This is a genomic window from Pectobacterium brasiliense (assembly GCF_016950255.1).
GTDB classification, from domain to species: domain Bacteria; phylum Pseudomonadota; class Gammaproteobacteria; order Enterobacterales; family Enterobacteriaceae; genus Pectobacterium; species Pectobacterium brasiliense.
In genome coordinates this window covers 788,737-801,275 of record NZ_JACGFN010000001.1, presented here as the reverse complement: position 1 = coordinate 801,275, position 12,539 = coordinate 788,737, and the positions used below count along the sequence as shown (strand labels likewise).

Below are 12,539 nucleotides of genomic sequence, written 5' to 3'. Positions count from 1 at the left end.
ATTCAGGGCAGCAGAGAGATGTCATGAAAATAGACAAAATTGTATTAAGAAAAATGAAAATGGCGCTGAAAACGCCATTTACGACCAGCTTTGCGACGCAGACGGAGAAGCATTTCTCCATCGCGGAAGTACACGCGGGCGGACAAATTGGTTACGGCGATTGCTCGGCAATTTCGCTGCCATTTTATAACGAAGAAACCAACGTCACCGCCTGGCATATTATGCGTGACTTCCTGATCCCGATGATTAAGCAGGTCGGAGATATAGAGCATCCTTCTCAGGTGCGCGATATTTTCGCCCCGGTAAAGCGTAATAACTGCGCTAAAGCGGCAATCGAAGGCGGTATTTGGGATGCTTACGCGAAGATAAAAGGCGTACCGCTGCATCAATTATTGGGCGGCGTGCGGAATAACGTCGAAGCGGGTGTGAGTATTGGTATTCAGGAAACGCCCGATAAATTAGTCAGTGTGGTCGATAATTTTCTGAATGAAGGCTACAAGCGCATCAAAATAAAGATCAAGCCGGGAAAAGATTACGACTATATTCTGGCGCTGCGTCAGGCATTTGGTGATATCACACTGATGGTGGATGCCAATTCAGCCTACACGCTGGACGATATCGATTTCTTTAAGCGCATTGATCAATTCAATCTGCTGATGATTGAACAGCCGCTGGCGCACGACGATATTATCGATCACCGTAAACTTCAGGCGGCGGTGAATACACCTATCTGTCTGGATGAAAGCATTGCGTCGGTAGAGGATGCGCGTAAGGCGATCGAACTGGGCAGCGCCAAAATCATCAATATTAAAGTCGCGCGCGTGGGCGGCATTACCGAAACCAAGCTGATTCATGACTACTGTCAGGCGCACAATATTCCGGTGTGGTGCGGCGGTATGCTGGATACGGCGGTCGGTAAAGCACACAACATCGCGGTATCCACGCTGCCGAACTTTATCTACGCGCACGATATCCCGCCATCTTCCCGCTATTGGCATGAAGACTTCATGCTGCCGTTTGTCGAATTAGACAAAGACAGCTGCGTCGCCGTGCCAAATAAACCGGGAATTGGCTTCGAAATTAACCCTGAGCTATACGACAAATATTGCTACGGGCAGGAAACCTTTTTGTTTTAACTGATTATTGAGTAAGCCTTTTTTAGTAAGGCATGTGAGCAGTAAAACGTTATCCAACACCAGGGAATAACGTTATAAAAATAGAGAAAAATAATGAGCGATGTTGCATCGCGTGTAAGGTATAGATTTAGGGAGAAACACGGTGATGAGGTTCCCGCAGGGATGCCTCGCACCGTGGTCGCTCCCGGTATCTCGATCTTAACCGTGGCTACAGACGCCCAACATAACGAGAATGCCGTTAGCAAAACGGCGAAGACTGACTAAATCGGACAGACAGGAACGCGACGATGCGATTGAAAAAACTCATTCCACTCATGCTGGCATTGGGCATCTCTCAGGCTTACGCAGCAGATTCAGGCAAAGAAATCACCATCGGCGTCTCGCCGGGGCCGTATGGCGATATGGTCACGAAAGCGATTAAGCCGGAAATGGTGAAAAAAGGCTACGAGGTAAAAGTGCGCGAATTCAGCGACTACATCCAGCCGAATCTGGCGCTGTCGAACAAGAGTATCGACGCCAACCTGTTCCAAAACCGCCGCTATCTTGATCGTTTCAGCGCGGATAAAGGGTTGAAACTGGCAGAAGTGATCACCGTGCCGACGGCCAGCATGGGCTTTTACTCCAATAAAGTGCGCTCGTTGGATGAGCTGAAAGCGGGCGATATCGTGACGCTGCCAAACGATCCGTCAAACCTGGCACGTTCGCTGGATTTCCTGCAAAAATACGGCCTGATCAAGATCAATCCAGACATTACGCCGACCAAAGCCTCGCTGCGTGATATCACGGAAAATCCGAAAGGGCTGGTGTTTAAACCGCTGGAAGCGGCGCAGCTGCCGCGTGCTTTGGGCGGCGTAACTGGCTCGCTGATTAACGCCAACTTCGCGATTTCTGCTGGCCTGAACCTGTCTGACGCGATTCAACTGGATGTGCTGCCGGAAGACCTGAAAAACATGATCGTTGTGCGTGCGGAAGATGCCGACAAACCATTTGCTCAAGATCTGAAAGCCGCCGTTCAATCCCCGGAATTCGCAGCGTTCTTTGAGGATAAAAACTCAATGTTCCACGCGTTCCAAAAGCCGGAGTGGATGAAGAAGTAATCCCTCTTTCAAACCGCCAGTGACCTATTGCCGTAGGCCACTGGCTCCTTCACTGACACTTGTAACAATCAGCAAATTGCCGTCTGCTAACATTCTTTGTTAGCGTAAAGATAAAAATATTTCAAGTATTGTATTTTTTTGTATAAATGCCATTCTTTGTAAGAGTTATTAAGACGACACAAACACAACGAGGGTTCGATGAAAAAAATACTTTCTACAGCCGTATTGGCGCTGGTACTGACGGGATGTGCTCAACAAACCTTTACAGTAAAGAATGAGTCTGTTGCAACACCTAAACAGGTGACAACGCATCACTTCTTCGTTTCTGGTATTGGTCAGAAGAAAACGATTGATGCTGCGGCTGTATGTGGTGGTTCTGATAAAGTTGTTCGCACCGAAACACAGCAGACCTTTGTTAACGGCCTGCTTGGGCTGGTAACGTTCGGGATTTATACACCTAGAGAAGCCCGCGTTTATTGCTCACTCTAAACTAAAGCCTGTATTTAATAGAATATAAGGCTGTCTTACGATAAAGCCATCTCCTATTGAGATGGCTTTTTCATGTCGTTTAGTCATGACAGGGAGTGTTACTGTTGCTGTGTCAACAGCGGGCTGCCTTGCTCCCCCAGTTCCCAAAACAGGCCGGTCATGATCGCTAACCCTTCGCGGGCGACGGATTTCAGCAGGTGTTCGTTGACCGCGTGCTGACCGCATGCCGGATAGGAGTGGGGGATCCACAGCGTCGGCAGGCCGAGGATATCGGCAAAAACGTCATTGGGCAGCGATCCGCCCAAATTCGGTAACAGCGCGGGCTGTTTGCCGCTGATATGTTGTATCAGTGCCAGCGTCCAGTTCACCAGCGGATCTTCAGGGTTAAAGCGCGTCGCCGGAGAGATGTTAAGCACCTCAACGTCCACCTGCGTAAAGCCGTGCTGGTCGAGATGTTGACGCACATGTTGCGCCAGATGCTGCCAGTCGGTGCCGACCACAAAGCGCAGTTGGCAAATCGCCGTGGCGTCGGCGGGAATCGCATTCACCGGCTTGTTTGGGTTACCGGTAATAAACGACAGTACTTCCAGCGTGTTCCAGCCAAATAGCCGTTCGGCAGGCGTGAGACCGTCTTCGCCCCAGTTTTCATCAATCGCTGGATCGCCCTCGCTGCCGGCGGGGTCGATTGTGCTGAGGATTTCGCGCAGCGCCGGTGTTAGCCGAGGTGGCAGCAGGGCGTCGATTTTCATCCGTCCTTGTCCATCAACCAGACTTGCTACGGCGTTCGCCAACTGAGTGCCCGGATTGCTCAGCAATCCGCCCCAGTTGCCAGAGTGGTATGCCTGATCGCGTGCCTGGATGCGCAAACGGAAATTGATGCAGCCGCGAGAGCCGAGGAACAGCGTCGGGCGTTCTGCATTAAGACGCGGCCCGTCGGAGGCGATAAAGATATCGGCCGCCAGCGCCTGCTTGTGCTGTTGGCACAGTTCGGCCAGCCCCGGTGAGCCAATTTCTTCCCCCATCTCGAACAGCAGTTTGCAGTTGAACCCTAAACGCTGCCCACGAGCCTGAAATACCTGCTCCAGCGCCATCAGATTAATACTGTGCTGACCTTTGTTATCGGCGCTGCCGCGTCCGTACCAGTGGTCGCCTTCTTCCACCAATTCCCAGGGTTTGAGCCCATCGCGCCAGTTTTCTTCATCACCAAAAACCACGTCGCCGTGGCCGTAAGATAGCACGGTCGGCAGGCTGGGATCTTCAATGCGTTCGGCCAGCAGAAAAGGGGGATGGCGTTCATCTGGCGAGGCAATCAGCCTTACGCTGAATCCCATCGCCTGCAAGGCGGGCTGGATTTCGTCGGTCAGATAGCCGTTCAGCGCGGGATGGTTACCGGCTTTCTGGCTCTCGCTGGCGTGGGCAATACGCCGAGCCAGCGTCTGTTTAAATTCTCCGCGATCGAAACGTTCACAGGCGATACGAATAAGGTCTGCGCTGGTCATGCCTTTCCTTGCTGGATAATGTGCCGAAGTTACCGATATTTAAAGAAAAAACGAGCTTTGCAACAATAATAAAAATTGCAATTAAGCTTTGCTTTTAATATAAACCTGCGAATCCCCCGCGATGTCTGAAAGGAACGCCACCATGCACAGCTCCGAGATTCGTTATTTTCTAGTGGTTGCCACCACCGGTTCGCTCAGCGCCGCCAGTCAGCACCTGTTTGTGGCCGTTTCTGCGATCAGTCGCCAAATCCAGCGGCTGGAAGAACGCATCGGCGTGCCGCTGTTCGAGCGTCATGCGCGCGGTATGGTGTTAAACGATGCGGGACGCATTCTGGAAAATCACGTGCGTAAGAGCATGATGGATATGGATGCCGCCGTAGCAGAGATTCAGGGGCTGAAAGCCAGCCGGCGGGCGCTGCTACGCATCGGCTGCACGGAAGGGATGGCCTTTGATCTGCTGCCGACGCTATTTGCGCGTTTTCGCCAGCATGACCCGGATACCACCTTTGCGCTGAAAGTGGACTCGGCGATGCAGGTGTCCCAGATGATCCGCAATGGTGAAGTGGATATCGCGCTCCAGTTTGCGCTGGCACCTGAGCAGGGCGTGAATGTGGAACTGGCGTTGCCTGCGCCGCTGATGCTGCTGATGTCTGACGATCACCCGCTGGCGCAGCAGTCTATTCAACTGGCGGATTTGCATCCTTTCCCACTGGCCTTGCCGGAATCCTCGACCACGCTGCGGCAGCTGTTTGACCTCTCATGCCGCATGAACGGTACCTTTCTGGAACCGACGCTGTGCTGCAACAACTTCACCACGCTTTATTACTATGCGATGAGCACGCCGGGGGCGGTCACCGCCTGTAGCTTCTATTCCGTGATGTATAAGTGCTTACAGGAACCGATGAGCCTGAAACCGCTGAATATTAAGCAACTTGACCAGCGTTCGCTCCAAATCCAAACGCTGGCAGGCAAAGCGCACGCGCCGCAGCAACAGGCTTTCCTTGATTTCATGATGGCGGAGCTGCGTCAGGGGGAGGCGTATTATCTGAGTCAGATCGCGGAAAGCTAACTATCTGCCTTCACTCCATCTCAATAATGTCGCGTTTTTGCTCGTCTTCGAGCTGGCGCAGGACGCGATAAACCTGCGCCACGGCCTGAAGCGTTTCGCGCGGAATGTAGTGGCCTTCCGGCGTGGTGCGATACAGCGTGCGGGTCAGCCAGATAAAGCGAATCACCGGAATATCTGCTTTTTGCGCCTGCGCAATAAGTTCCCGCGCCGCGCTGTCTTCCCCCTTGAATAAAATGCGCGGCAGCGGCGTTTTACCGGGACGATAGTAGAGTCCCACCGCATAGTGCGTCGGGTTAACCAGCAGCATATCGGCGTCTTCGACCTTGGCTTTAGGGCGCGGCGCAGCAGGTTCGTTCATCAGTTCATGCGCCAGCGATTTGCGGTGACCTTTCATATGCGGATCGCCTTCGGAATCCTTGTGCTCGTTGCGTAAATCCTCGTGGCTCATGCGCTGCTGCTTGAGAAAGAAATACTTTTGCAGACCAAAATCCAGTGCGGACAGCACCAGCAGTGCCGTTAGCGTGGTGCGGGCAATGCGCGTCAGCAGCGCTTTAACCCCTTGCCAGAAGCCGTGTAGATCGCCATAGGCCAGTTCGACCAGCGCTTCCAGCTCCGGCACCACCACTTTATAAAAGACGGTCCCGATCACCACGGCTTTCAGGATATTGGTCAGCATTTCTACCAGCTTGCGCATCGAAAACATCTGCTTGAACTGGTTGATCGGGTTCAGGCGGTTGAGATCGAGGTTCAGCGCTTCGGGTGCAAACAGCGGACCATACTGGAGCCAGCCGCCGACTACCCGCAGCAGCACGGCAATCGCGGCGGCTAATAGGCAGAGCGTGCCCGCCAGCACGGCGGCATCGTGGAACACCTCTTTCGCCACCTGCGCAAACGGGGCATCCAGCCGTTGCAGCGGCAGTTGTACCAGCGTTTGCAGTTTCCCCATCGTGCTGTCCGCCAGCGTCAGTACGCACTCCAGCAGGCCGATGCAGATCAGCAGCTTGGGCACATCCTGACTTTGCCCGACTTCTCCTTTACGGCGTGCATCTTCGAGCTTTTTCTCTGTGGGTTCTTCCGTTTTCTCGCTCATCGCTTCTTCCTTATCCGCTGTTTGATGTCGTAAAAAGCAGTGGGAGCAGGTGCTTGAGATCCGGTAGCCCCTGAAGTTTATGGTCACCTAAATATTGCAGCACTGGCAGATAGATGATGAAAAATGCCATTCCCACCAGACATTTGGCCGGAATAGACAGGACGAATACCTGGAGCTGCGGGCTATACAGGCTGAGTAGCGCAATGCTGAACTCCAACAGCAGCAGCAGCGCGACCAGCGGCCCGGCGTACACCACAAGATGGGTGAAGGTGTCGGCCAGCAAGCTGAGATACACCTCAAAGCCTTGCTCGCCCGGCGCGGGCAGCCACGACAGCACCGGCCAGATGTGGTAGCTGTCCCAAATCAGCTGCGTCAGCCCTTTCAGGCCAATACCGATAATCAACAGCAGAATCAGCGTCTGTTTCAGCAGATGGCCGAGCGGCGTGGCGTCCGAGCCCAGCGCGGGGTTGAGCTGACCGCCCATGAGCGCACCGCGCTGGTTATCAAACAGGGCACCGACAGATTCAAACAGCCAGAACGGCATTGCCAAAATCAACGCGATGAGGAGCCCGACAATAACCTCTTTCAGCAACAGGCCGGGTAGCATCGGCCAGGACAGTGGCGTCAGCAGAAGCTGTTGCTGCACGATGGGGGCGGGCAGCAGCGTCAGGGAAATCACCACGGCGTTGCGCGTCATGCCTTTCAACACGTTGAGTGAAAAAACCGGCACCAAAATAAAGCAGGGATACAGTCGGGCGATGCCGAGTGTAATGGCAATGATAAAGTCGTAAACGTGCTGAATGGTGGCGATCATGCGGATTTATACTCCGGTGTGCGCAATCATGTTGAATGCGGTGATAGCCAACTGCATCAGCTCTACGCCAATCCAGCGTCCGCAGAGCGCCAGCGCCAGCCCGACGGAAATCAGTTTGACGGCAAAAGGCAGTGTCTGATCCTGCAACTGCATCACCGCCTGTAGCAGCGAAATCAGCACGCCGACAATCACCGCAACCAGCAGCGGCGGCGCAGAGAGCAGCACGACCATCACCATGGCCTGACGGAAAAGCGTGATTATTTCCATCGCGGCCTCACAGGTAGCTGTAGAACAGGCCGTCCAGCAGCCGCGTCCAGCCGTTGACCAGCACGAACAGCAGAAGCTTTAACGGCAACGAGAGCGTCATCGGCGCGACCATCTGCATCCCCAGCGCCAGCAGCACGTTGGAGACGATGAGGTCGATGACGATAAATGGGATATAGATCAGGAAGCCGATTTTGAACCCAGCCTGTAGCTCCGACAGCACAAAAGCCGGAATTACCAACAGCAGATTTTGCGTGTTTACCTTTTCGGATAGCGACGCAGGCCACATTTGCAGGCTGTTCTCATGCAGGTGGGTGAGGATATCGGGGTCAACGTTGCGTGACATAAAGGTTTGCAGCGGTTCCAGTCCGTAGGTCACGCTGGCCTGAAGCGACGTGATGTCGGTCATATCCAGCGGCTTTTCCTGCACGCGTTTGCTGATGTCCTGAAACACCGGTGCCATCACAAACAGCGTCGCCGCGAGTGCGATGCCGTACAGCGCCATATTGGGCGGCACCTGCTGTACCCCGATGGCGTTGCGGGTGATCAGCAGCACAATCGCAATCTTCAGAAAGCAGGTGCAGACAATCATCATCAACGGAATCAGGGAGAGTGCGCCCAGAAAGAGCGCAAACATCAAGGGGTCGAATGCGCCGGAGGTCATGGTGCCAGCTCCGGTTCGGCGGCGTGTTCTTCATCCGCTATCGGCAGTATTGGCGTCGGCGAGGAAAAACGCTGGGTAATCTGTAGCCCCAGCCGGCCTTCCACATCGACCAGATCGCCGCTCGCCAGTGCGATATCGCCGTGATACAGCCAGGCTTGTCCCGGCACTACGTCGCGCAGCGTCAGCACGCTCCCGCTGGCAAGATGCTGCAATTCAGCCAGCGTCATTGTCAGGCTGCCGCAGCGAAGGTGTAAGGTGACCGGTAGCGGTGGTAAGCTCTCAGTGACGTTGTCACGCATTGATGTGAATTCAAGGGCTGAGACCTCTGAGTGGGGATCGGCGAACATCGTGTCGGTAGCGGACGGGGGCATTGAGACAGTCTCCATGTCGGTAACGGTAAAGGTGTAGGGGGCGAGTTCCGTTAGCTGTAGCGTGCCGCGCAGTCGCAGCGTGCCGGCTGACAGCGTCCCCTCACCAGAGGGGGTAAACCACGGGCGATTGGGCAGAATAAGATCGCCCGGATGCAAACGACATAACGCGGACAGCGGCAGCACTGCATCAGCCAGCGTGAGCGGAATAGCGATAGCCATTCCTGCGGGTAGTGCGCGACGCTGGCGGTGCCAGTCTGCGCGGGAAAATAGCGTCAGCCAGACGGCGTCAGTGGCCTGCATCCGGCTGCGCACGGTTATGCCGTTCCAGTTCACGCTGAGCCAGGCGCAGAGTAGCGCATCGTTGTCGTGTTGCTCTGCTGAATCCTGCTCTTTCTGAGAACGACCCAGCGGGTAAATTTCCCCGACCAGCGCCCGCAGGACGGGGTTAAGCGACTGGTTGTAGAGCGTCCAGTACCACTCCTGTGCCGCGTCATCGTCTTCAGAGAGCGGTAGCAGCGGGCAGTCCGACAGCAGGCTGAGCACGGGAAACGGATCGGTCAGAGAGATATTGCCGATGTCGCTACGCCAACGGCTGGCCTGTGCGGTGAACGATGCCTCTGCCTGTCCGCGTGCGTTCGCCAGCTGAAGGTGCAGGCGGCCAGCCAGTCCGTCGCGGGTAAACGGCAGCACGAGTCCAGTGGCCAGCATCGAGCGGATGCGGGCGTGCTGTGCGCTCAAGGTCGGCAGTGTCAGCTGTCGAATGTGTGGGGAATTTGGACTCATCGCTCATACTCTCTGGCGTCAAAACGCAGGTTTATCGGGCAGTCCAACGCACTGGAGAGCGAATGACGGCAGGCTTCGCGCCGATCTTTTAACTGGTGGTAGCTTTCCCGGCTGAAGCGCAGGGAAATATCCCAGCCGCGCGGCACCAGTGCGGCTAACCGCGCATCAATATCGCCCAACTGCGGCAGCTGTAGACTGAAGGAAAACGGCGGGGCGCAGATGTTGTCCATCGCTTCAATCAGCTCACATTGCAGCGGCTGCCACTGTGACGGTGTCACATATTGTGGGCTGTCCGGTGCCTCACTCTGCAACGGCTGCGGGGCATTGACGGAGCCGCCCGGCGCTAAGGCGAAAGACGCGTCCTGATAGAACGCGTCTTCAAAGCCGTCCGAAAACGTGAAGGCTTCCCAGAAATCCCTATGCTGTGGATCGGGTTGCGAATGGTCTGCGCGCGAGGACTTGCCGTGCAGCACGGCCTGCGCATTCTGCGTCGCCTTGGACTCGGATGACGCAATCTGTCGGTTATTCATACGTGCTCCTGAGGTAACGTAAGCAGATATTCCAGTTTCTCCACCGCCTTCTGACATTGGCGAGTGGCATCTCGGGCGTGATCAACCTGACGCTGCTGATCGCGGTGCTGCTGCTGTGTGGCCTGCACCTGCTGCGTTTCTGTCGCGATTTCGCCGAGTAAACGCTGTTCGGCAGCAAGGTTTTTTTTCAGGTTTTCCAGCGTTTGGCATTGCCCCTGAGTGTCTCGGGCAAACTGGTCGCGCTGCGTCTGACTGGCCTGTCGCAGCGCCTCAACTTGCTGCTGATGACGGCGTTGCTGTTCCGCAATGCGGATCAACTGCTGTTCTTCCTGCCGCTGCTGACGCTCGCTGCGGCTTAAGCGCTGGCGGCGTATCGGCATCAGCAGGTTCAATACGGTCTGTAATTCGGCATCGCGTTCGGTGTTATGGGACATAGCGGCTGACTCCGGCGAGCTGTTGTTGAATCACGCCATACGGCATCGGTTCACGCATTGACTGACGCAGAAACTGGGTGATTTCTGCCTGTGCGTTGACCGCAGAATCGGTTAGCACGTCATGGCCGGGCTGGTATTCGCCCAGGCGAATCAGCATCTCGACCTGTTTGTACGCCGCCATCAGACGCCGTACGCCGCCCGCGTTGCGAGTGTGATCGGTATCCACGACGTTACTCATGGTGCGGCTCAGGCTGGCCAGCACGTCGATAGCCGGATAGTGCCCCTGTTCCGCCAGCCGTCGGGCGAGCACGATGTGCCCGTCAATCAGCGAACGCACTTCGTCGGCAACCGGATCGTTCATGGAATCCTGTTCGATCAGCACGGAATAGAGCGCGGTAATGGCACCGTCTTCCGTTTGTCCGGCGCGTTCGACCAAGCGCGGCAGCAGCGTATAGACCGACGGCGGCAGCCCGCCGCGCCCTTGTGGTTCCCCGAGCGCCAGACCAATTTCGCGCTGGGCGCGGGCGAAACGCGTCAGGGAATCAATAATCAGCAGCACCTGACGGCCTTCGGCGCGGTAAGCCTCGGCGATAGCGGTGGCGGTGAACGCCGCACGGGCGCGTTCCATGCTGCTGCGGTCGGAGGTGGAACACACCAGCACGGTGCGGCTGCGCAGTTCATCGTCCAGTTCGTGATCGAGAAACTCGCGCAGTTCGCGACCGCGTTCGCCAATCAACCCGAAAACGATGGCGTCGCATGGCGTATTACGCGCCAGTTCGGCCAGCAGCGTGGTCTTACCGCAGCCCGCCCCGGCGAAAATACCGACGCGCTGCCCTTGACCGATGGTTAACAGGCCATCGACGGCGCGTAATCCGGTGGGGAGCGGCTGGCTGATGCGCGGTCGGGAGGTGGGCGGTGGGGCATCGCCCAGCACCGGCTGCGTGCGGCCGGAAGCCTGACCCGGTTCGACAAACGCGCTCTCGCCGCCGTCTTCCAGCGCCCGACCAAATCCGTCCAGTACGCTGCCCAGCAAACGTTCCGACACCTGAATGCAGTGCGGCTGATAGAGCGGCGTCACGGTGGCCCCTTGTGCGATGCCGTCCAGCGCGCCGAGCGCGGAGAGAAAGGTGTTGTCTGGGCTAAATCCCACGACTTCGGCCATCATCTGGCTGTCATCCTGACGGGCTACCCAGCACAGATCGCCAATGCGTGCCTGCGGCAGGCTGCACTCCAGCAGGATGCCGCTGACGGCCATGACGCGGCCTTTTTTCTCCACGGGCGCATAGGCTGCCAAATGCTGGCGCTGCTGTGTGACCCACTGGTCGAGCAGCGGAAAAGAAGAAGGTTGTGTCTGCATTACCAGTTCACCGTTATCTGTTGTCTGCCACTGAATTCAATCTGGTGCTCGTCAATTCTCACCAGACGCAGGTTGTCGATCTCATCACCGATGAAAAAGCGCTGACCGTCCGCCGTGACGACGTTGGCGCGTGACCCGCTGGTTACCTGAACGATCTGAAACGGCAGTTGCTCTGTTTTTAGCTGCGTGCGGTTATCCACGGATAGCGCGGTTCTATAACGTTGGTGGAGTTGGGCGAGCATCCGTTCCAGCTTTTTTTGATCGTTTGGCGTTAATTGTCCGGTGAGTGTGACGCGATCCTGATACGCCGCCACTTTCACGGCCGCGCTCAGTTCCCGCTCCTGCAACATGATGCGCAGCGTGCTCTCCAGCTGTGGCAGGGTGCCGAGCGGCTTGCGGGTATCCTGCGGCGATGGGGCGGCAGGCATCGCGACGCTCTCCTGTAGCTGCCAACTGCCCACCATCACCAGCAGCAACGCGCCAAGCAGCAGGTAACTGGCTTTGGCCCACAGCGGCAGGCGCGGTGCGGGGGCAGGCGCAGGAATCGGCGTAGCAGTATGGTGCGGCGGTTCCTCGACAGGCATCTCCGCAGGAAGAACATTCTCTTCCGCAGTCGGAGGCGTTTCGTTGTCGTCAGGCCAGGGCGTATCGGCTGCGACGATGCAGAGCCAAATCTGCCCCAGCGCAAACGGGGTGCCGGGCGGTAGGGCGTCAATCTGCTCGACGGTATGGCCTTCCGCGTTGCACAACGCGCCATCCTGTGCGCTGAGCGCCCAGCCGCCAGCGGTCTTCTCCAACTGGCCGTGATAAGGCGCAATGCCGGGATCGTAGAGCACGAGATCGGCATCATCGGCTGCACCGATACGCCAGGCGTTTCCACAGAGCGGCAGCGCTGCACCGCGATGTAAACCAGTCAGCACGCGTAATTCAAACATGGTGTGT

General features: G+C 56.4%; 14 protein-coding genes. 4 read left to right on the top strand and 10 right to left on the bottom strand.

Features of this window, described 5'->3' with window-relative positions; translation table 11 throughout:
• Positions 1–23 precede the first annotated feature (23 nt).
• From menC to H4F65_RS03595, 3 genes are all read left to right on the top strand, one after another.
• Complete coding sequence (gene menC / locus H4F65_RS03605) at positions 24–1,136, top strand: o-succinylbenzoate synthase (protein ID WP_039319844.1); 1,113 nt, start codon at positions 24–26, stop codon at positions 1,134–1,136.
• Between the two features lie 287 nt (positions 1,137–1,423).
• Positions 1,424–2,233, top strand: a complete 810-nt coding sequence (locus H4F65_RS03600) for a MetQ/NlpA family ABC transporter substrate-binding protein (RefSeq protein WP_010681677.1) — start codon at positions 1,424–1,426, stop codon at positions 2,231–2,233.
• A 198-nt stretch (positions 2,234–2,431) separates the two neighbouring features.
• A complete protein-coding gene (locus H4F65_RS03595; RefSeq protein WP_010681678.1) occupies positions 2,432–2,722 on the top strand; it encodes a Bor/Iss family lipoprotein in 291 nt (96 codons plus the stop codon).
• A gap of 98 nt (positions 2,723–2,820) precedes the next feature.
• Here the strand turns inward: H4F65_RS03595 and H4F65_RS03590 are convergent, their stop codons facing one another.
• Positions 2,821–4,221 (bottom strand): M20 family metallopeptidase, encoded by a 1,401-nt coding sequence (locus H4F65_RS03590; RefSeq protein ID WP_010681679.1) that lies wholly within the window; start codon positions 4,219–4,221, stop codon positions 2,821–2,823.
• A gap of 142 nt (positions 4,222–4,363) precedes the next feature.
• On the opposite strand from H4F65_RS03590, the gene H4F65_RS03585 reads away from it, so the two are divergent.
• Complete coding sequence (locus H4F65_RS03585; protein ID WP_010681680.1) at positions 4,364–5,290, top strand: LysR family transcriptional regulator; 927 nt, start codon at positions 4,364–4,366, stop codon at positions 5,288–5,290.
• A 10-nt stretch (positions 5,291–5,300) separates the two neighbouring features.
• Here H4F65_RS03585 and sctU read toward each other — a convergent pair whose 3' ends face one another.
• Genes sctU through H4F65_RS03540 form a run of 9 tightly spaced genes read right to left on the bottom strand, consistent with a single transcriptional unit; the run spans position 5,301 to position 12,532 of the window.
• On the bottom strand, positions 5,301–6,380 hold the full coding sequence (sctU, locus tag H4F65_RS03580; protein WP_010681681.1) for a type III secretion system export apparatus subunit SctU: 1,080 nt from the start codon (positions 6,378–6,380) through the stop codon (positions 5,301–5,303).
• A 10-nt stretch (positions 6,381–6,390) separates the two neighbouring features.
• Positions 6,391–7,194: a type III secretion system export apparatus subunit SctT gene (gene sctT, locus H4F65_RS03575; RefSeq protein WP_010681682.1), complete on the bottom strand. Its 804-nt coding sequence runs from the start codon at positions 7,192–7,194 to the stop codon at positions 6,391–6,393.
• A gap of 6 nt (positions 7,195–7,200) precedes the next feature.
• Positions 7,201–7,461, bottom strand: a complete 261-nt coding sequence (sctS, locus tag H4F65_RS03570; RefSeq protein WP_010302163.1) for a type III secretion system export apparatus subunit SctS — start codon at positions 7,459–7,461, stop codon at positions 7,201–7,203.
• A 7-nt stretch (positions 7,462–7,468) separates the two neighbouring features.
• The gene (gene sctR, locus H4F65_RS03565) at positions 7,469–8,122 is read right to left on the bottom strand and encodes a type III secretion system export apparatus subunit SctR (RefSeq protein WP_010681683.1); all 654 of its coding nucleotides are present in this window, start codon (positions 8,120–8,122) and stop codon (positions 7,469–7,471) included.
• The gene (gene sctQ / locus H4F65_RS03560; RefSeq protein WP_010681684.1) at positions 8,119–9,276 is read right to left on the bottom strand and encodes a type III secretion system cytoplasmic ring protein SctQ; all 1,158 of its coding nucleotides are present in this window, start codon (positions 9,274–9,276) and stop codon (positions 8,119–8,121) included. Before sctQ ends, sctR begins: the two co-directional genes overlap by 4 nt.
• Positions 9,273–9,806 carry a type III secretion system HrpP C-terminal domain-containing protein gene (locus H4F65_RS03555; protein WP_010681685.1) on the bottom strand — a complete coding sequence of 178 codons (534 nt, stop codon included), beginning with the start codon at positions 9,804–9,806 and terminating at the stop codon, positions 9,273–9,275. The genes sctQ and H4F65_RS03555 overlap by 4 nt, the downstream gene beginning before the upstream one ends.
• Complete coding sequence (locus H4F65_RS03550) at positions 9,803–10,240, bottom strand: hypothetical protein (protein ID WP_010681686.1); 438 nt, start codon at positions 10,238–10,240, stop codon at positions 9,803–9,805. The genes H4F65_RS03555 and H4F65_RS03550 overlap by 4 nt, the downstream gene beginning before the upstream one ends.
• On the bottom strand, positions 10,230–11,597 hold the full coding sequence (sctN, locus tag H4F65_RS03545; RefSeq protein WP_010681687.1) for a type III secretion system ATPase SctN: 1,368 nt from the start codon (positions 11,595–11,597) through the stop codon (positions 10,230–10,232). The genes H4F65_RS03550 and sctN overlap by 11 nt, the downstream gene beginning before the upstream one ends.
• Complete coding sequence (locus H4F65_RS03540; RefSeq protein WP_010681688.1) at positions 11,597–12,532, bottom strand: FHA domain-containing protein; 936 nt, start codon at positions 12,530–12,532, stop codon at positions 11,597–11,599. The genes sctN and H4F65_RS03540 overlap by 1 nt, the downstream gene beginning before the upstream one ends.
• Positions 12,533–12,539 lie beyond the last annotated feature (7 nt).

Excerpts from the sequence above, each read along its gene's own strand:
- H4F65_RS03595 (WP_010681678.1), top strand. The coding sequence starts at position 2,432 with ATGAAAAAAATACTTTCTACAGCCGTATTGGCGCTGGTACTGACGGGA.
- menC (WP_039319844.1), top strand. The coding sequence starts at position 24 with ATGAAAATAGACAAAATTGTATTAAGAAAAATGAAAATGGCGCTGAAA.
- H4F65_RS03600 (WP_010681677.1), top strand. The coding sequence starts at position 1,424 with ATGCGATTGAAAAAACTCATTCCACTCATGCTGGCATTGGGCATCTCT.
- H4F65_RS03585 (WP_010681680.1), top strand. The coding sequence starts at position 4,364 with ATGCACAGCTCCGAGATTCGTTATTTTCTAGTGGTTGCCACCACCGGT.
- sctN (WP_010681687.1), bottom strand. The coding sequence starts at position 11,597 with ATGCAGACACAACCTTCTTCTTTTCCGCTGCTCGACCAGTGGGTCACA.
- H4F65_RS03540 (WP_010681688.1), bottom strand. The coding sequence starts at position 12,532 with ATGTTTGAATTACGCGTGCTGACTGGTTTACATCGCGGTGCAGCGCTG.
- sctT (WP_010681682.1), bottom strand. The coding sequence starts at position 7,194 with ATGATCGCCACCATTCAGCACGTTTACGACTTTATCATTGCCATTACA.
- H4F65_RS03590 (WP_010681679.1), bottom strand. The coding sequence starts at position 4,221 with ATGACCAGCGCAGACCTTATTCGTATCGCCTGTGAACGTTTCGATCGC.
- sctQ (WP_010681684.1), bottom strand. The coding sequence starts at position 9,276 with ATGAGTCCAAATTCCCCACACATTCGACAGCTGACACTGCCGACCTTG.
- H4F65_RS03550 (WP_010681686.1), bottom strand. The coding sequence starts at position 10,240 with ATGTCCCATAACACCGAACGCGATGCCGAATTACAGACCGTATTGAAC.
- H4F65_RS03555 (WP_010681685.1), bottom strand. The coding sequence starts at position 9,806 with ATGAATAACCGACAGATTGCGTCATCCGAGTCCAAGGCGACGCAGAAT.
- sctS (WP_010302163.1), bottom strand. The coding sequence starts at position 7,461 with ATGGAAATAATCACGCTTTTCCGTCAGGCCATGGTGATGGTCGTGCTG.
- sctR (WP_010681683.1), bottom strand. The coding sequence starts at position 8,122 with ATGACCTCCGGCGCATTCGACCCCTTGATGTTTGCGCTCTTTCTGGGC.
- sctU (WP_010681681.1), bottom strand. The coding sequence starts at position 6,380 with ATGAGCGAGAAAACGGAAGAACCCACAGAGAAAAAGCTCGAAGATGCA.